Origin of the sequence: Streptomyces sp. NPDC092952 (assembly GCF_044754785.1) — a bacterium.
In the GTDB taxonomy this organism is placed as follows: domain Bacteria; phylum Actinomycetota; class Actinomycetes; order Streptomycetales; family Streptomycetaceae; genus Streptomyces.
Map to the genome: position 1 here is coordinate 1 of NZ_JBIVPT010000001.1, position 16,613 is coordinate 16,613.

The 16,613-nt window shown below is 72.9% G+C and carries 17 protein-coding genes; 7 read left to right on the forward strand and 10 right to left on the reverse strand.

Annotated features, from left to right (window positions below; translation table 11 throughout):
* Positions 1-330: 330 nt before the first annotated feature.
* Positions 331-507: a hypothetical protein gene (locus ACIQGQ_RS00005; protein WP_402388615.1), complete on the reverse strand. Its 177-nt coding sequence runs from the start codon at positions 505-507 to the stop codon at positions 331-333.
* An 81-nt stretch (positions 508-588) separates the two neighbouring features.
* Here ACIQGQ_RS00005 and ACIQGQ_RS00010 point away from each other — a divergent pair, with 81 nt between their 5' ends.
* Complete coding sequence (locus tag ACIQGQ_RS00010; RefSeq protein WP_402388617.1) at positions 589-1,563, forward strand: helix-turn-helix domain-containing protein; 975 nt, start codon at positions 589-591, stop codon at positions 1,561-1,563.
* Positions 1,564-1,655: 92 nt separating this feature from the next.
* On the forward strand, positions 1,656-3,581 hold the full coding sequence (locus ACIQGQ_RS00015) for a family 20 glycosylhydrolase (protein ID WP_402388620.1): 1,926 nt from the start codon (positions 1,656-1,658) through the stop codon (positions 3,579-3,581).
* Positions 3,582-3,638: 57 nt separating this feature from the next.
* Here the strand turns inward: ACIQGQ_RS00015 and ACIQGQ_RS00020 are convergent, their stop codons facing one another.
* From ACIQGQ_RS00020 to ACIQGQ_RS00060, 9 genes are all read right to left on the reverse strand, one after another.
* Positions 3,639-4,376 (reverse strand): D-Ala-D-Ala carboxypeptidase family metallohydrolase, encoded by a 738-nt coding sequence (locus tag ACIQGQ_RS00020; RefSeq protein WP_366293070.1) that lies wholly within the window; start codon positions 4,374-4,376, stop codon positions 3,639-3,641.
* Positions 4,377-4,553: 177 nt separating this feature from the next.
* A complete protein-coding gene (def, locus tag ACIQGQ_RS00025; RefSeq protein WP_402388623.1) occupies positions 4,554-5,192 on the reverse strand; it encodes a peptide deformylase in 639 nt (212 codons plus the stop codon).
* Between the two features lie 106 nt (positions 5,193-5,298).
* Complete coding sequence (locus ACIQGQ_RS00030; protein ID WP_402388625.1) at positions 5,299-6,291, reverse strand: tetratricopeptide repeat protein; 993 nt, start codon at positions 6,289-6,291, stop codon at positions 5,299-5,301.
* Positions 6,292-6,382: 91 nt separating this feature from the next.
* Complete coding sequence (locus tag ACIQGQ_RS00035; RefSeq protein ID WP_402388627.1) at positions 6,383-7,639, reverse strand: HD-GYP domain-containing protein; 1,257 nt, start codon at positions 7,637-7,639, stop codon at positions 6,383-6,385.
* Positions 7,636-9,024 carry an HD-GYP domain-containing protein gene (locus ACIQGQ_RS00040; RefSeq protein WP_402388629.1) on the reverse strand — a complete coding sequence of 463 codons (1,389 nt, stop codon included), beginning with the start codon at positions 9,022-9,024 and terminating at the stop codon, positions 7,636-7,638. Before ACIQGQ_RS00040 ends, ACIQGQ_RS00035 begins: the two co-directional genes overlap by 4 nt.
* A 137-nt stretch (positions 9,025-9,161) precedes the next feature.
* Positions 9,162-9,482: a mycothiol system anti-sigma-R factor gene (gene rsrA, locus ACIQGQ_RS00045; protein ID WP_402388631.1), complete on the reverse strand. Its 321-nt coding sequence runs from the start codon at positions 9,480-9,482 to the stop codon at positions 9,162-9,164.
* Positions 9,479-10,135, reverse strand: a complete 657-nt coding sequence (locus tag ACIQGQ_RS00050; protein WP_366293385.1) for a sigma-70 family RNA polymerase sigma factor — start codon at positions 10,133-10,135, stop codon at positions 9,479-9,481. The genes rsrA and ACIQGQ_RS00050 overlap by 4 nt, the downstream gene beginning before the upstream one ends.
* Positions 10,136-10,508: 373 nt before the next feature.
* A complete protein-coding gene (locus ACIQGQ_RS00055; RefSeq protein ID WP_402388634.1) occupies positions 10,509-11,177 on the reverse strand; it encodes an alpha/beta family hydrolase in 669 nt (222 codons plus the stop codon).
* Between the two features lie 31 nt (positions 11,178-11,208).
* Positions 11,209-12,024, reverse strand: a complete 816-nt coding sequence (locus tag ACIQGQ_RS00060; RefSeq protein WP_402388637.1) for an SOS response-associated peptidase — start codon at positions 12,022-12,024, stop codon at positions 11,209-11,211.
* A 78-nt stretch (positions 12,025-12,102) separates the two neighbouring features.
* Here ACIQGQ_RS00060 and ACIQGQ_RS00065 point away from each other — a divergent pair, with 78 nt between their 5' ends.
* The 5 genes from ACIQGQ_RS00065 (at position 12,103) to hisN (ending at position 16,537) form a co-directional block, all read left to right on the forward strand.
* A complete protein-coding gene (locus ACIQGQ_RS00065; protein WP_402388640.1) occupies positions 12,103-12,816 on the forward strand; it encodes a M50 family metallopeptidase in 714 nt (237 codons plus the stop codon).
* A gap of 99 nt (positions 12,817-12,915) precedes the next feature.
* Positions 12,916-14,232, forward strand: a complete 1,317-nt coding sequence (gene aroA / locus ACIQGQ_RS00070; RefSeq protein ID WP_402388643.1) for a 3-phosphoshikimate 1-carboxyvinyltransferase — start codon at positions 12,916-12,918, stop codon at positions 14,230-14,232.
* A gap of 3 nt (positions 14,233-14,235) precedes the next feature.
* Positions 14,236-15,252 (forward strand): ribosome small subunit-dependent GTPase A, encoded by a 1,017-nt coding sequence (gene rsgA / locus ACIQGQ_RS00075; RefSeq protein ID WP_402388646.1) that lies wholly within the window; start codon positions 14,236-14,238, stop codon positions 15,250-15,252.
* Between the two features lie 105 nt (positions 15,253-15,357).
* Positions 15,358-15,681, forward strand: coding sequence for a multidrug efflux SMR transporter (locus tag ACIQGQ_RS00080; RefSeq protein ID WP_352278363.1), 324 nt, complete (start codon positions 15,358-15,360; stop codon positions 15,679-15,681).
* 55 nt (positions 15,682-15,736) lie between these two features.
* Positions 15,737-16,537, forward strand: coding sequence for a histidinol-phosphatase (hisN, locus tag ACIQGQ_RS00085; RefSeq protein WP_402388649.1), 801 nt, complete (start codon positions 15,737-15,739; stop codon positions 16,535-16,537).
* Positions 16,538-16,613: the final 76 nt, after the last annotated feature.

A 16,613-nucleotide genomic window follows, 5' to 3' on the forward strand; every position in this document is an offset into this window, starting at 1 on the left:
CGGCTGGCTGCACACCTACAATCACCACCGTGGACACACCGCACTCGCAGGCAAACCACCCGCCAGCCGCGTCCCCAACCTCACAGGGCAATACATCTAGGGCGTGTTCCGGAAGTAGCGTCGTCTGCCCGGAGGGCGGGCTCGGGGGTGTCCGGTGCGTGCGATCCCGACAACGCGGCGAGCGTGAGCGCCGGGCGCCCCCGAGCAGACGGGACTTCCGAAACACGCCCCAGGGCGCCAGCACGTGGAAGAGGCCGGTCCCGCCGTGTACGCGGCGGGACCGGCCTCCTGCTGTTCGGGGGCCTCGGGGCGGTGGCCCCGGACACGGCATCAGACGCGGGCCCAGCTTCTGACGTACGGGCGTCTCGCGGCGGGGGCAGGGGCCGGTGCCTCCGCGGCGCGGAGCTCGCGGTCGATGCGGCGCTCCCGGGCGAGCCCGGCCAGGGTCGGCGCCAGGAAAAGAACGATGAGTGCGGATATGCCGAGTACGTTCTCGATTGCGGTCATGGCTCCACTCTCGCCCCCGCCGGAGGATCGCGGCAGTGGCAGGACTGTCATAGAGCATCGAATTACTGCCACACTGGTGCGATGCTGAACAATGTCGCCGCGCTGCTGCTGGACGAGGTCCACCCCTTCGAGCTGGGGGTGCTGTGCGAGGTCTTCGGGCTCGACCGCAGTGACGAGGGGCTGCCGTTCCACGACTTCGCGGTGGTCTCCGCCGAGGGCCCGGTGCTGCGCACCCACGCCGGTTTCACCCTCAGCACGCCGCACGGCCTCGACCGACTGGAGGAGGCCGACCTGATCGCCATCCCGGCCGGCGGCCACTACGTGGACCGGGAGTACCCCGAGGAGGTCCTGGACGCGCTGCGCCGGGCGGTGGACCGGGGCGCCCGGGTGCTGAGCGTCTGCTCCGGCGCGTACGTGCTCGGCGCGGCCGGACTGCTGGACGGGCGCCGCTGCACCACCCACTGGCGGCACACCGAGGAGCTGGCCCGCCGCTACCCGCGGGCCGTCGTCGAGCCCGACGTGCTGTACGTGGACGAGGGGCAGATCATCACCTCGGCCGGCACCGCCGCCGGGATCGACGCCTGCCTGCATCTGATCCGGCAGTCCTACGGCCCGGACGCCGCCAACGCCATCGCCCGCCGCATGGTGGTGCCGCCGCACCGGGACGGCGGCCAGGCCCAGTACATCGAGCGGCCGCTGCCCCGCACCTCCTGCGACACCGTGGGCGAGACGCTCGTCTGGATGGAGCGCCACCTCGACGAGGAGATGACCGTCGACCAGCTGGCCGCGCAGGCCCACATGTCGCCGCGCACCTTCGCCCGCCGCTTCCAGCAGGAGACCGGCACGACGCCGTACCGCTGGCTGCTGCGCCAGCGGGTCCTCCTGGCGCAGCACCTGCTGGAGACGTCCGACGAGACGGTGGACACCATCGCCGGGCGCACCGGTTTCGGGACCGCCGCCGCCCTGCGCCACCAGTTCGTCCGCTCCCTGGGCACCACGCCGAACGCGTACCGCCGCACCTTCCGCGGACCGGACGCCGTCGTCGACGTGGCCTGAACCCTGGAAGGTCTGACGTCTGACGATTCGTCCAAGCGCTCGCCGCACCTGTCCATGGACCGGCGCCCGGCGGGCCCAGCAGGGTCTCGGGCATGGACATGCAAAGGACAGGACGAAGGACCATCGGGGCCCTGGTCGTCGCGCTCGCCGCCGCACTGCTGCCCTGGCAGAGCGCCTCGGCCACGGACCCCTCCACCACCGCTCCGCCGCCCGAGGTGCTGCCCTCGCTACGGCAGTGGCAGCCCGCGGAGGGCGAGTTCACCCTGACCGGCCGGACCCGGATCGTGCTGGCCGGGGTTCGGGACGGCCGGACGGCCGCCGATGCCCGGCGGTTCGCCGGTGAGCTGGCCACCGGCCGGGCCCCGGTGACGCGGGGCCCCGCCGCGGCCCGGAGCGGGGACGTCGTACTGCGCCAGGACCCCTCGCTGAAGAGCTCGCTGGGCACGGAGGGCTACCGGCTCGACGTCGGGGACCGGATCACGGTCACCGCCGCGACCTCCACCGGCGTCTTCTACGGATCCCGGACCGTGCTCCAGCTGCTGAACGACGACGGCAGGGCCGCGCGCGGCACCGCGACCGACGTACCCGCGTACCGGGAGCGCGGAGTGGGCGTCTGCGCCTGCTACGTCAATGTGTCGATTCCCTGGTTCGAGCGGCTGCTCAAGGACATGGCGTCCCAGAAGCTCAACCAGTTGTGGATCGAGGCCAAGGTCAGAAGCGACACCGACCCGGCGTCCGCCTTCTGGGGCTACTACACGAAGCCCCAGGTGCGCACCCTCGTCGCGCTGGCGAAGAAGTACCACGTCGAACTGGTCCCGGAGATCAACTCCCCCGGCCACATGGACACCTACCTGGAGAACCACCCGGAGCTCCAGCTCAAGGACCGCGACGGGGTCTCCTCCCCGCCCCGCCTCGACATCTCCCGGCCCGAGGCGCTCACGTACTACACCTCGCTGGTCGACGAGGCGCTGGAGGTGTGGGACACCCGCTCCTGGCACATGGGCGCGGACGAGTACATGATCGGCTCCTCCTACCCCGACTACCCGCAGCTCCAGGCCGCCGCGACCGCGCGGTTCGGCGCGGACGCGACCCCGGACGACCTCTTCGTCGACTTCGTCAACCAGGTCGACGCGCATGTACGGGCCGGCGGCCGGTCGCTGCGGATCTGGAACGACGGCCTAGTGGGCCGCAACGGCGTGGTCCGGCTCGCCCCCGACATCACCGTCGAGCACTGGCTGGGCGGCGGGTCCATCCAGAAGCCGTCCGCGCTGCTCGCCGAGGGCCGCCCGGTCATGAACTCCGCGTACGCCCTGTACCTGGTGCGCGGCGGCTACACCAGCCGGACCCGCGAGCTCTACGAGAGCGACTGGACGCCGCTGCGCTTCGAGGGCGAGACCCTGCCCGCGCGGCCGGCCGGCCTCACCGGGGCGAAGATCAGCCTGTGGCCGGACAGCGCGGCGGCCGAGACCGAGAACGAGGTGGAGGCCAAGACCTTCATGCCGCTGCGCTTCCTGGCCCAGGCCACCTGGGGCGGCCCGAAGCCGAGCGACAGCTACGACGGCTTCGAGGCGATGGCCCGCCGGATCGGCCACGCCCCGGGCTGGTCGAACACCGACCGCACCCCGCTCCCCGACGGCACGTACCGGCTGACATCGGGCGCCAAGTCCCTGGCCCCCGGCAACAATGCGGGGGTGTCCCTGGTCCGGGGCGGCAGCACCGCGTGGACCCTGGCGGCGACCTCCGACGGCTACTACACGGTGCGGCCGGCCGGCACGGATCAGTGCCTGGACGCGGTGCGCGGCAGGAAGTACCTCGGGGCACCGCTGGAAGTGGGGGCCGAACTCTCGCTCGGCGCCTGCGCCACGGCCTCACGCACCCAGCGCTGGCAGCTGGACGCCTCGGCCGGGGCGCTCGTCCTGCGCAACGCCATCTCGCAGCTCCGCCTGACGGAGCGGGCCGCCGACGGCGCCGCCGTCCAGACGACGGACGGCACCCGGCTCACCGCGCACGCCGCCTGAGCCACCGGACGGAAAGGGTCCCGCGCACCGGAGGGCCGGTGCGCGGGACCCGGTGCGTCAGATGCCGCAGCTGGGCGCCGACCAGTAGTGCGAGGGGCCCTGGTTCACGTGGATGTGGTCGTTGTGGCCCGGGTAGCCGGGGCCGAGGATCCCGTTGAAGCCGTGGTTGCGGGCCTGCTTGGCGATGGTGCACAGCGCGTGCGGCCCGGCGCCGAGGTCGACGGCGTCCCCGTACATGTGGCGGCTGTTGGAGGCGCCGCCGACCGCCGAGTTGCAGGGAGCGGAGCGGAATCCGCTGGTGACCCGGAGCGGCTGATCGCCCAGCGCGTGCCGCAGCGCCTCCAGCTTCCACATGGAGCTGAGCGCGTTGGCCTTCGCCGTTCCGGCCGCGACCTTGCCCCCGGCCCAGGTGCTGTTGCACGTGTTCAGCTCGGGGTACGTGAAGTGCGCCGGGGTGCAGTCGTTGTCCTGGAGCGCGTAGATCTTGGCCTGGGTGGCGGGGCCCGCGATGCCGTCGGCGGCGAGGCCGTAGGCGGCCTGGAAGCGCTTGACGGCGGCGGTGGTGGCCGGCCCGTAGGACCCGTCGATGGCGAGCACCGAGTTGTAGCCGGGGTAGCCGGACACCCGGATCTGGAGCTGGACGACGTCGTTGCCGGTGGCGCCGGGGGACAGCGTGCGGGTCCAGGTGTAGCAGCCGTCGGCCTGTGCGGTGCCGGCGGTCACCACGGCACCACCCCAGGCGAACGCCATGGTCATGACAAGGCCGAGCAGGAGTCGTGCGGTGCGTTTGAGCATGAGGGGGCTCCCAACACGAAAGAGGTGTGGGGGGAAAGACTGGCGGACGAGTCGACGCGCGTCAACTTCTCGTAAAGGAACGGCAATTGACAGTTCCGGAACGGAACGGCGGACGGGCCCGGTCCCCCGCTGAGGAGGACCGGGCCCGTCCGCGGAAGCCCGACGCGTACGTACGGATCAGTCGTTCGGCACGGTCTCGTAGCGCGGCGTGCCCTCGGCCATCTGCCGCAGCGCGTCCTTGCGGTCGCGCTTGGAGAGCCGGTCGATGTACAGGTAGCCGTACAGGTGGTCCGTCTCGTGCTGGAGGCAGCGGGCGAAGTAGCCGGTGCCCCGGACGCGGATCGGGTTGCCCTTGGCGTCCTGCCCCGTGACCACCGCGTAGTCCGGGCGGGCCAGCTCGGCGTACGCGGTCGGCACCGAGAGGCAGCCCTCGTTGGAGTCGTCCAGGACCCGGAGCTCGGGCGCCAGCTCCTCCAGCACCGGGTTGCAGACGACGCCCACGTGCCGTGCGCCCTCGTCGTCCGGGCAGTCGTAGACGAAGACCTTCAGGCCGACGCCGATCTGGTTGGCGGCCAGGCCGACGCCCTCCGCCGCCCGCTGGCTCGCGAACATGTCGTCGATCAGCGTGGCCAGCTCGTCGCCGAACTCGGTGACGTCCGCGCACTCCTTGTGGAGCACCGGATTGCCGACGACCGTGATCGGACGGGCGGTGCCGCGCTCGCGGTACGCCGCCTCGCGCGCCTCGCAGTCCTCGGTGTCCACGACGAATCCCTCGTCGTCGAGGGTGATCTGCTCGTCCGTCTCCTGCTGCGCCATCTCCGCCGTACGCCTTCCTCAAAGCCCGAAACCGGCCGCCCGGCAGTCCCCGGGACCCGGTTGCCCGTGCACCGCGACCGGTGTCCGTACAGCCTACGGGCACCGGTCAGCAGACTTCTTCCAGATCCCGCCACTCGCGGCTGTCCGGGCTGTCGGCCACCCAGCCGTCCAGCAGACCGCGCACCAGCCCGGCCGGCGCGGCTATCCCGCACTCCCGCTCGGGCACCCACAGCTCGCCGGAGGTGCGGTGGCCCAGCGGACCGGGATGGCCCGGCTCGCTGTGGTCGTGCGGGTCGAGGTGCTCGCCGTCGCCCTCGTCGCTCTCCATCCGGCTCTCCGAGCAGGCCCGGCAGAGCAGCCGCACGGAGGACGACCAGTCCTCGGCGGCGAACCCGGCGTCGGAGGCCAGCCGCTCCAGCGCGTCCCGGTCCGCCTCGGTGGCCGCCTCCAGCAGCACCACCCAGGTCGGCACGGGGGACGGCGCCCACAGCTCGATCTCGTCGAAGACGGGGTAGGAGGGCCCGGCCGCGGTCACCCGCTCACCGTTCGGCACCCCGTCGTGCAGCACGACCTCGCCCCAGCGGCGGCCGGAGGACGGCAGCGGGATGGAGAGCACCTCCATCCGGGCCGGATCGAGCCTGCGCCCCCAGACCACCTCGGCCTCGCCCTCCGGCGACAGCCGCACCGCCGCGCTGCCCAGCTCCATGCCGAGCGGCTCGCTGTTGGCCGCCGAGACATGGGGGCCGGTGCCCGGCACCTTCAGCCCGTACGCCTGCCAGGCCCGGCGGGCCAGCGGCCAGTCCTGGAGCGCGGTGGCGGCGATCCCCACGTTCCACCAGTCCGGAGCGCCGGACTCCTTGCCCAGCAGCGCGACCGCCCGCAGACCGGCGGACCTCGCCTGTTCCCAGTCGTGCCGGAACTTGTGCAGCAGCGCCAGGTTGAACCACGACTCCGAGAGCCAGGGCTCCAGGTCCGCCGCACGCGTCAGCAGCGCGCCCGCGTCCTCGTACCGGCCGTCGCCGATCAGCGTGAACGCGCGGTCCGTGGCCTGCCGCCAAGAGGCGGAGGGCCGATGCCGTACCTTCCCGAAGATCCTCACGATTCCCGCCTGTCCCGACTGGACACCCTCTGATTTCCACTCTCTTCGCATCCAACCATGCCGGGCCGGACGCCCGCTCATTACCCGTGGGTTACCCGGGCGGGACCGGGACGGGAGCGCCCCGGGCCAGGACCCTGGCCAGCGACTCCACGACTTCGGGCTGATAGTCGTGGGCCGTGCCGAGCCTGAGTTGTTCGAGCGCGCCCAGTGGCCCGATGAGACCTTCCCCGCAGAGGTCGTCGTATGCGTTGACGACCCTGACGATCCTGGCGGACAACGGCTGCTCGCGGTAGGGGTCGGCCTGCCGTTCCACGACGACGGCGACCTCGGCGTCCACCCCGGTCTGCCGGACCACCGCGCCGCCGAGCAGGGCGATGCGGCGCTGCTCGGCGGCGGGCAGGGTGGCCGTCGCCCCGGCCGGGACCGGGTCGACCAGCGAGAGCTGGCCGATGTCGTGCATCAGGGCGGCGTACTCCAGGACGGTCAGCCGGCTCCCCGAGAGTCCCAGCTCGCGGCCGACGGCCCGGCACAGCGCCGCGACCCTGCGGGCATGGCCGGGCGGGGTGTACCCGGCGATCTCGGTGGACCGGGCGAGCGAGGCGATGGTCTGCCGGTAGGTGGTGCGGACGGCGATGAAGCGGCGGAACGAGACCTGGGTCAGCAGCAGCGGTACGCAGAGCACCGGCAGCGCCCACAGCCCGGCGACGGCCACCCCGATGGCCATCACCACCCCGGTTGCGCCGACCGCCGAGCCGATGCCGACGAGGCCGCGCAGCTCGTCGCGGAGGAGCGGCGGGTAGGGGTGGCGGGTACGGGCGCACAGCAGCAGCGCCGCCAGCACGGCGTCGCACAGCGCGGTCAGGACCAGGATCAGGACCAGCACGAGGACGTAGTACGGGCCCTCGGCGAGCAGTCCCCCGGCGTACAGCGGCTGGAAGCAGACCGCGGCGAAGGCGACCGTCAGGACGCGGCGGGCCACCCGGTCGGGAGAGGGTCCGGTGCCGCGCGCCACATGCGGCACCGAGGCGACCAGCTGGGCCGCGACGAGCACGGCGACCACCTGGTGCACCCCGTGCGTGGTCGGCGTACCGCCGCTGCGGCCGAGCAGGGCGTACGCCAGCGCCCCGGCGGCGCCGAGCGGAGCGGGCTCGCGCTCCCCGGGCAGCGCACCCCAGCGGGTCAGCTCGCCGAGCGCGATCAGCACCCCGAAGACGAGGGCGTGCCCGGGGTCGTGGACGCCCTCCCAGAGGGTGCGGCCGAGCCCGGCGGCGGCGAGCAGCACCGCGGCGACCCGGACGGCGGGGGCGCCGAGGAGCACGAGGGGCGCCCCGGCCCCGGCGCGGGTCATCCGCTGCGGTCCACGGACGCCTGCCGCCCCGGTACGGGACCGGCCCCCTCGGCCGCCACCGGCGCGGGAACACGGCCGGGACCGGGCCCGTCCAACGCCCCGGCCGCCGTCTCCGGCGCCCAGCCGTGCCGTTCCAGGCCGCGGGCCAGCGCCCGGACCATCCGCGGGTCGAACTGCGTGCCCGCGCACCTCTTCAGCTCCGCCAGCGCGGCGGGGACCGGCCTGCCCCGCCGGTACGAGCGGGTCGAGGTCATCGCGTCGAAGGCGTCGGCCACCGCGACCACCCGGGCGAACTCCGGGATCTCGCGCCCGCTGAGCCCGTACGGGTATCCGGTGCCGTCGAGCCGTTCGTGGTGGTGGAGGATGGCGGCCCGCGCCTCGCCGAGGAAGCCGATGCCACGCACGATCTCGTGACCGTACTCGGGGTGCAGCTCGATCACCTGCCGTTCCTCCGGGGTGAGCGGCCCGTCCTTGCGGAGCACCCGGGTGGGGACGCCGAGCTTGCCGACGTCGTGCAGGATCCCGGCGAACCGGACGACCTCCATCCGGTCCTGGTCCATGCCGAGTTCCCGGGCGATCAGGACGGAGGCCCGGCCGACCCGCTCGCTGTGGCCCCGGGTGTACGTGTCCTTGAGGTCGACGGCCTCGACCAGGGCCCGGATGGTGGCGCGGTGCGCGGCGTGCTCGCGGTGGTACTGCGCGAAGACCCAGCAGGAGATGTACATCGGCAGCAGGACGAGGAGCGCGGAGAGCGGCCCGTACGGACCGTGCCACAGGACCGCCATCATCAGCCCGGCCAGCCCGTGCACCAGGTGCGGTCCCAGCGAGCGGCCCAGCAGCCCGCTCCAGGCCCGCCGCGGCGGGACCCGTTCGGCGACGGCCAGGACCGATCCGTCCAGCGCCGCCAGCACCAGGCTGAAGGCGAGCACGGCGGCGCAGCCGGGCAGCATCGCGTACGGGAGGCCGGGGAGCCGGCCGGGGCCGCCGAGCGTGGCCGGGCCGCCGAGCAGCCCGTGGACGGCCGAGGCGGCCCAGACCGTGACGGCGAGCTGCGCGGCCCGCCAGACGCGCCGCTCGGCGGCGGGCGGCCGCTCCACCCGCCCGACGAGCGAGCCGGGCACGGCGACCAGGGCCGCGGCGGCGGGCGGCAGCAGGAAGGCGGCGGCAAGCAGCAGCGGAAAGAACGATCCGGCACTGATCGGCAGCGAGTTGCCCGGGAAGGGGCGGCGGCCGGGGAGTTCGCAGACGAGATAGAGCCCGGCGAGCAGTGCGGTGGTGCCCCAGGGTGTTCCGGCGCCGCCGGACAGCGCGGGGGCGGCGCAGCACAGGGCGCCTGCCGCGACGGTCGCGATGTACGCGCGGGCCGCCCCGCGTGTGGCTCTCACCCGCTCGGCCCGCCCTCCGACGTCGTCAATGGAGGCGCCACGCTAGCGATTCGTGCGAGCGGTCGAGCGTCAATGAGCCCAATTAGCACATTCGGGTGATGCGGTGGCGGCGGCCGGGGCGGACCGGCCGCCGTGGGTCACTCCTTGGCGGCGGTCGGCTGCTCGCTGCCGGTGGCCGTGATGTCCTGCTCGGGGACGGCCTGCCCGGAGCGGATCAGGTCGATCCGGCCCATGACCTTGGACCGGAGGTCACTGGGCACGTCGTCCTGACCGCAGCACCGCTTGACCAGCTTCTTGACGGCCTGCTCCAGGCCGTACTTCTCCAGGCACGGGGAGCACTCCTCGAAGTGCACCTCGAACTTGGTGCAGTCACTGTCGGGCATCTCGTGGTCGAGGAACTCGTAGAGATGGTCGAGGACTTCCGAGCAGTCCGTCTCGTGCGGCTCTCCGCAGCTCATGAGCCCGAGCCTTTCCGATCGTCCGACTCTCCGGCACCGGCCGGGACGAGCCCGCGCTCACGGGCGTAGTCCTCCAGCATGCCGCGCAGCTGGCGGCGGCCCCGGTGCAGTCGGGACATCACCGTACCGATGGGAGTCCCCATGATGTCCGCGATCTCCTTGTACGCAAAGCCCTCGACATCGGCGAGGTAGACGGCGATGCGGAACTCTTCGGGGATCGCCTGGAGAGCGGCCTTCACGTCGGAGTCGGGCAGGTGGTCGAGTGCCTGGGACTCCGCGGAGCGCAGACCGGTCGACATGTGCGACTCGGCGCGCGCCAGCTGCCAGTCCTCGATCTCCTCGGCGGCGCTGCGCTGGGGCTCGCGCTGCTTCTTGCGGTACGAGTTGATGAACGTGTTGGTGAGGATGCGGTACATCCACGCCTTGAGGTTGGTGCCCTCGCGGAACTGGTGGAACGAGCCGTACGCCTTCGCGTACGTCTCCTGGACCAGGTCCTCGGCGTCCGCGGGGTTGCGCGTCATGCGCAGCGCGGCCGAGTACATCTGGTCGAGGTATCCGAGCGCGTCCCGTTCGAAGCGCGCGTTGCGCTCGGCGGGCGTCTCCTGTGCGCGGCCGTCGTCGGTCCCTGTATCGGTCCCAGTGACCGGACCCACCTCCTCCAACGCCGTGGCGGAACCGAGACCGGATCCGCTCGAATCGGAGAATAGTCGACCTTGCTTCGGGACGGGCTGTCGATCCTTTCCGCCCAGCCCCCGCTCGGGAGCGGTCCTGGCCGCGTGCAGCACCGTCCACTCCAGGTCAGCGGTGTTCGAGCGGTGCGGGCAGATGGTCGGACCCATGCGACGGACTCCCTTTCCACAACGACGTCTGTGTACCGATGACTCGGACAACAGCGGTCCCGTGCCCGGCATTCCCGAGGTACGCCACAGGGGTACGCGGGGGTGCCGGGGGCACGTCGCGGCACACCGGCCCGGCCCGTCGCGGGGGGTGCGTCACGTCACATCCGCGGCGCCGCCGGGACGGGCGTCACGCCAGCTCGGCCAGCCACGCGGTCACGGCACCGGTCAGGAGTCCCAGCACCGCCTCCTGGCCGGGGTCGGCCCTCTTGGGTACGGCGAAGCCGTGGTCGCCGCCGGGCACCTCGGTGATCCCGTACTCCCCCGGCAGGAACTCGGCGGGGCGCCCGAACGGGTCGCGGCCGCCCTGGACGACGAGGGTGGGGACACCGGTGGAGAGGAGCTCGTCGGCCCGGGACTTCTCGGGCCTGCCCGGCGGGTGGAGCGGGAAGGCGAGCGCGAGCACCCCGTGCGCGCCCAGCTCCGACGCAGTCCGGCAGGCCACACGGGCCCCGGCGCTCCGCCCGCCCGCGACCACCGGCGCCCCGTCGGCGGCCAGCGCGGGCCAGAGCCCCCGCCATCCGGTGTCCAGGGTCTTCGGGGCGGGCGCGACCTTCTTCCCGGCCACCCGCCACGGCTGCTCCACCAGGGCGACGGTGATCCCGTGGGCGGGGAGCGCGGCGGCCAGGGCCGTCAGGTCGCGGGCCTCGATGCCGCCGCCCGCGCCGTGCCCGAGGGCCAGCACCAGGCGGGGGGCCGCGTCGCCGGCCGCGCGGTGCCAGGTGATCCTCGCCGGTCCGGCGCCGGTGTCGACCAGGTCGGTGGTGCGGGCGCCCCGGCCCGCCTCTGCTGTGCTCACGCGTCCCATCCTGCCGCCGACGCCCCGGAAGTCAGAAGAGGGTGCCGATCTCCGGCGCGGCCAGCTCCTCCAGCAGTTCGGGGCCGTTGTTGCGGACGTTGCTGACGGCCGTGGCCACCGGGTAGGCCCGCATCAGCCCGGCGGGGGGCGGCGCGAGCAGCGCCCGTACCTCGTCGACGTCGGTGCGGGCCGGGTCGAGCCAGGCGTCCCAGCGGTCCGGGGTCAGCATCAGCGGCATCCGGGGGTGGATGTCGGCGAGCGTGGCCGGGCCCTCGGCCGGGGCGACCGCGAGCGGGGTGGTCTCCGCCTCGGTGGTGATCACCGAGCAGGTCGCCCACCAGGCCATCGGGTGGTCGGCCGGAAGGGTTCGGTCGCGCCAGAACTCGTACAGTCCGGCCATCGCGAAGACCGAGCCGTCGGCGGGCGTCACGAAGTACGGCTGCTTGCGCGGGCGCTTGCGCTTCCCCGCCTCCTCCAGCTGCCGTTCGTCGACGCCGGTGACCCACTCGTAGTAGCCGTCGGCGGGCAGGATGCAGCGCCGCGCGGCGAAGGCGCTCCGGAAGGACGGCTTCTCGTGGACGGTCTCCGCGCGGGCGTTGATCATCCGGGCGGCGCCTTCCGGGGACTTGGCCCAGGACGGTACGAGCCCCCATTTCAGTACCCGCATCTGGCGAACCGGACGGGGGTCCCCGGCGTCCTTCAGAGGGCGCTCCACGATGACGTGGACCTCCTTGGTGGGGGCCACGTTCCAATCGGGCGCCAGGCTCTCGGCCGGATCCCACTTCTCGACCTGGAAGAGCTCGGTCAGGGCCTCGGGCCGCCGGCTCGCCGCATACCGTCCGCACATGGGTGCCAGACTGCCACGACCGCCGCACCGGCAGGACGCCGCCACCGCACCCCGAAACCACGAGGAGCCGCCCGCACCATGGACAGCACCGATCTGGGCAATCTCTGGGACCGGGTCTTCGGCACCCAGCCGGCTCCCGAGCAGTGGCTGGTGGTGGTGACCGGCACGCTCGCGCTGATCGCCACCGTGCCGAACCCGCTGTGGCGGCTGACCCGGAACGCGGTCACCATCGCGCACGAGGGCGGCCACGGGCTGATCGCGCTGCTCACCGGGCGGCAGCTCTCCGGCATCCGGCTGCACTCGGACACCAGCGGGCTGACCGTGAGCCGGGGCAGACCGACCGGCATCGGCATGGTCCTGACCGCCGCGGCGGGCTACACCGCCCCGTCCCTGCTGGGCCTCGGCGGCGCGTGGCTGCTGACCGAGGGCCGGATCACCCTGCTGCTGTGGGTGGCCACCGCGCTGCTCGCGGCGATGCTGGTGATGATCCGCAATGTGTACGGGGCGCTGACGGTGATCGTCACCGGCTCCGCCTTCCTGCTGATGTCCTGGCTGGCCTCGCCGGACTGGCAGGCGTTCTTCGCGTACGCCGTGGTCTGGTTCCTGCTGCTCGGCGGGGTGCGCCCGGTCTTCGAGCTCCAGTCGAAGCGGCGGCACGGCGGTGCGCCGGACTCGGACGCGGACCAGCTGTCGAGGCTGACGGACGTACCGGCCGCGCTCTGGCTCTTCCTCTTCCACGCGGTGTCGCTCTGCTCGCTGATCGGCGGCGGGCGCTGGCTGCTCGGGCTCTGAGCCGACGAGGACCGGTGCCGTTCCCGCCCTCGGGTACGGACCGGTTTCGACGCTTTCGGCAAGGATTGCGCACGGTGGGGAGCCACTAAGGTAAGGACCATGACCGAGAGTTCCGCGCACCCTGCCCTCTGGCCCGCCCCGCACGCGACGGGGGCCGTCGACGCGACGGTCACCGTCCCCGGATCGAAATCGGTCACCAACCGCGCGCTCGTCCTCGCCGCGCTCGCCGCCGAGCCCGGCTGGCTGCGCCGCCCGCTGCGCTCCCGGGACACGCTGCTGATGGCCGAGGCGCTGCGCGCGATGGGCGTCGGCATCGAGGAGGGCGTCGGGCCGGACGGCACGGGCGAGGCGTGGCGGGTCATCCCGGCCGGGCTGCGCGGCCCCACCACGGTCGACGTCGGCAACGCCGGCACGGTGATGCGCTTCCTGCCGCCGGTCGCGACCCTCGCCGACGGGCCGGTCCGCTTCGACGGCGACCCTCGTTCGTACGAGCGCCCGCTGACCGGCGTGATCGACGCGCTGCGGACGCTCGGCGCCCGGATCGACGACGAGGGGCGCGGATCGCTGCCGATGACGGTGCACGGCGGCGGGGCGCTGGACGGCGGCACCGTGGAGATCGACGCCTCCGCCTCGTCCCAGTTCGTCTCGGCCCTGCTGCTGTCGGCGCCGCGCTTCAACCAGGGGGTGGAGGTCCGCCACACCGGCTCCCGGCTCCCCTCCATGCCGCACATCCGGATGACCGTCGACATGCTGCGGGCGGTCGGCGCGCAGGTCGACGAGCCGGAGACGGGCGGCGAGCCGAACGTCTGGCGGGTCTCCCACTCGGCCCTGCTCGGCCGTGACCTGACCATCGAGCCCGACCTCTCCAACGCCCAGCCGTTCCTCGCGGCCGCGCTGGTCACCGGCGGCCGGGTCACCGTCCCCGACTGGCCCGAGCGCACCACCCAGCCGGGCGACGCCCTGCGGGAGATCTTCACGGCGATGGGCGGCAGCTGCGAGCTGACCGCACGCGGCCTCACGCTCACCGGCTCCGGCCGGATCCACGGCATCGACGCCGACCTCGGCGAGGTCGGCGAGCTGACCCCGGTCATCGCCGCGCTCGCCGCTCTCGCCGACTCCCCCTCCACCCTGAGCGGCGTCGCCCACCTCCGGCTCCACGAGACGGACCGGCTGGCCGCGCTGACCAAGGAGATCAACGAGCTCGGCGGCGACGTCACCGAGACCGCCGACGGCCTCCACATCCGGCCCCGTCCGCTGCGCGGCGGTACCTTCCATACGTACGACGACCACCGGATGGCGACCGCCGGGTCGGTGATCGGCCTGGCCGTCCCCGGAGTGGAGATCGAGAACGTGGCGACAACCGCCAAGACCCTGCCGGACTTCCCGCGGATGTGGACCGGAATGCTCGGGGCCTGAGACATGCGCCGCTACGGCAAGCACACCGACGAGGACGACGTCCGGGTCCGCCCCAACCGCAAGGGCAACCGGCCCCGTACCCACATCCGCCCCAAGCACGAGGACGCCGAGGAGGGCATGGTCCTCACCGTCGACCGGGGCCGCCTCACCTGCCTCGTCGACGACCGTACGGTCGTCGCGATGAAGGCCCGCGAGCTGGGCCGGAAGGCCGCCGTGGTCGGGGACCGGGTCTCGCTCGTCGGGGACCTCTCCGGCGACAAGGACACCCTCGCCCGGATCGTCCGGATCGGTGAGCGCCGCTCCGTGCTGCGCCGGACGGCGGACGACGACGATCCGTTCGAGCGGGTCGTCGTCGCCAACGCCGACCAGCTGGCCATCGTCACCGCGCTCGCCGATCCGGAACCCCGCCCGCGGATGATCGACCGCTGCCTGGTCGCGGCGTACGACGGCGGGCTCTCCCCACTCCTGGTGCTCACCAAGTCGGACCTGGCGCCCCCGGACAAGCTGCTGGAGGCGTACATCCCGCTGGGCGTCCCGTACGTGGTGACCAGCCGCGAGGAGCTGGAGAACGGCGACGCGGCCGACCGGGTCCGCGAGCAGCTCGACAACCGGATCACCGCCTTCGTCGGCCACTCCGGCGTCGGCAAGACCACCCTGGTCAACGCCCTGGTACCGAAGGACCGGCGGCGTACGACGGGGGTGGTCAACGCGGTCACCGGCCGGGGCCGGCACACCACCACATCGGCCCTGGCGCTGCCGCTGCCCGGCCACCGGGGCTGGGTGATCGACACCCCCGGCGTGCGCTCCTTCGGGCTCAACCACATCGACCCGTCCCGGGTGATCCACGCCTTCCCGGACCTGGAGCCCGGTGCCGAGGAGTGCCCCCGCGGCTGCACCCACGACAGCCGTCAACCGGAATGCGCCCTGGACGCCTGGGTGGCCGACGGCCACGCCGATCCGGCCCGGCTGGACTCGCTGCGCAGGCTGCTGGCCACCAGGGAACGGCGCGAGGGCGACTGACCCGATCGCGTTTGCGATCCACCCCAACAGGTAAATTCATCATCACACCGGGCGTGATCGCACTCGGCGTGGCGAGACGGCCCCCATGACGGGAGGGTATGGACGATGGCGTGGCTGCTGGTTGTGGTCGCAGGGATCCTGGAGACCGGTTTCGCCGTCTGTCTGAAGCTCTCGCACGGGTTCACCCGGCTCTGGCCGACCATCGCGTTCGCCGTCTTCGCCCTCGGCAGCTTCGGTCTGCTGACGCTGTCGTTGAAGAAGCTCGACGTGGGGCCCGCCTACGCCGTATGGACCGGCATCGGCGCGGCGGGCACCGCGATCTACGGCATGGTCTTCCTGGACGACGTGGTCTCCACGCTCAAGCTGATCTCCATCTCCCTGGTCATCCTCGGCGTGATCGGCCTCCAGCTCTCCGGCTCCTCGCACTGACCGGCGTGAACGGGGCCGTGTAGCTCCGTTCACCTTCGGTCGATACTGTGACGACATGCCCGATTACCACGATGATCTGCGCCTTGCCCATGTGCTGGCGGACGCCGCCGACGCGGCGACGATGGACCGGTTCAAGGCGCTCGACCTCAAGGTCGAGACCAAGCCGGACATGACGCCGGTGACCGAGGCCGACAAGGCCGCCGAGGAGATCATCCGCGGCCACCTCCACCGGGCCCGCCCGCGCGACGCGATCCTGGGCGAGGAGTTCGGGATCGAGGGCACCGGCCCCCGGCGCTGGGTCGTCGACCCGATCGACGGCACCAAGAACTACGTACGCGGCGTGCCGGTCTGGGCGACGCTGATCTCGCTGATGGAGGAGGGCGAGGACGGTTTCCAGCCGGTCGTCGGCGTGGTGTCCGCGCCGGCGCTGAACCGGCGCTGGTGGGCGGCGAAGGGCGCGGGCGCGTACACCGGCCGCAGCCTGACCTCCGCGACCCGGCTCCAGGTGTCCGGGGTGGAGCGGATCTCGGACGCCTCCTTCGCGTACGCCTCGCTGAGCGGCTGGGAGGAGCAGGGGCGGCTCGACGGGTTCCTGGACCTGACCCGGGCCTGCTGGCGCACCCGCGGGTACGGGGACTTCTGGCCGTACATGATGGTCGCCGAGGGGTCGGTGGACATCTGCGCCGAGCCGGAGCTCTCGCTCTGGGACATGGCCGCCAACGCCATCGTCGTCCAGGAGGCGGGCGGGCGGTTCACCAGCCTGAACGGGGTGTCCGGTCCGGGCGGCGGCAACGCGGCGGCGTCCAACGGGCTGCTCCACCACGAGCTGCTGGGCTACCTCAACCAGCGGTACTGACCGCCGCGCCACCGGGGCGGTGCGCGGTTGTTCCGCCCCGGTATCGGTGCAAGGCTGAAACCCCGGGCTCGTGAAC

Excerpts from the sequence above, each read along its gene's own strand:
- rsgA (WP_402388646.1), top strand. The coding sequence starts at position 14,236 with ATGCGCCGCTACGGCAAGCACACCGACGAGGACGACGTCCGGGTCCGC.
- ACIQGQ_RS00020 (WP_366293070.1), bottom strand. The coding sequence starts at position 4,376 with ATGCTCAAACGCACCGCACGACTCCTGCTCGGCCTTGTCATGACCATG.
- rsrA (WP_402388631.1), bottom strand. The coding sequence starts at position 9,482 with ATGAGCTGCGGAGAGCCGCACGAGACGGACTGCTCGGAAGTCCTCGAC.
- ACIQGQ_RS00005 (WP_402388615.1), bottom strand. The coding sequence starts at position 507 with ATGACCGCAATCGAGAACGTACTCGGCATATCCGCACTCATCGTTCTT.
- ACIQGQ_RS00080 (WP_352278363.1), top strand. The coding sequence starts at position 15,358 with ATGGCGTGGCTGCTGGTTGTGGTCGCAGGGATCCTGGAGACCGGTTTC.
- ACIQGQ_RS00015 (WP_402388620.1), top strand. The coding sequence starts at position 1,656 with ATGGACATGCAAAGGACAGGACGAAGGACCATCGGGGCCCTGGTCGTC.
- aroA (WP_402388643.1), top strand. The coding sequence starts at position 12,916 with ATGACCGAGAGTTCCGCGCACCCTGCCCTCTGGCCCGCCCCGCACGCG.
- ACIQGQ_RS00010 (WP_402388617.1), top strand. The coding sequence starts at position 589 with ATGCTGAACAATGTCGCCGCGCTGCTGCTGGACGAGGTCCACCCCTTC.
- def (WP_402388623.1), bottom strand. The coding sequence starts at position 5,192 with ATGGCGCAGCAGGAGACGGACGAGCAGATCACCCTCGACGACGAGGGA.
- hisN (WP_402388649.1), top strand. The coding sequence starts at position 15,737 with ATGCCCGATTACCACGATGATCTGCGCCTTGCCCATGTGCTGGCGGAC.
- ACIQGQ_RS00060 (WP_402388637.1), bottom strand. The coding sequence starts at position 12,024 with ATGTGCGGACGGTATGCGGCGAGCCGGCGGCCCGAGGCCCTGACCGAG.
- ACIQGQ_RS00065 (WP_402388640.1), top strand. The coding sequence starts at position 12,103 with ATGGACAGCACCGATCTGGGCAATCTCTGGGACCGGGTCTTCGGCACC.
- ACIQGQ_RS00035 (WP_402388627.1), bottom strand. The coding sequence starts at position 7,639 with ATGACCCGCGCCGGGGCCGGGGCGCCCCTCGTGCTCCTCGGCGCCCCC.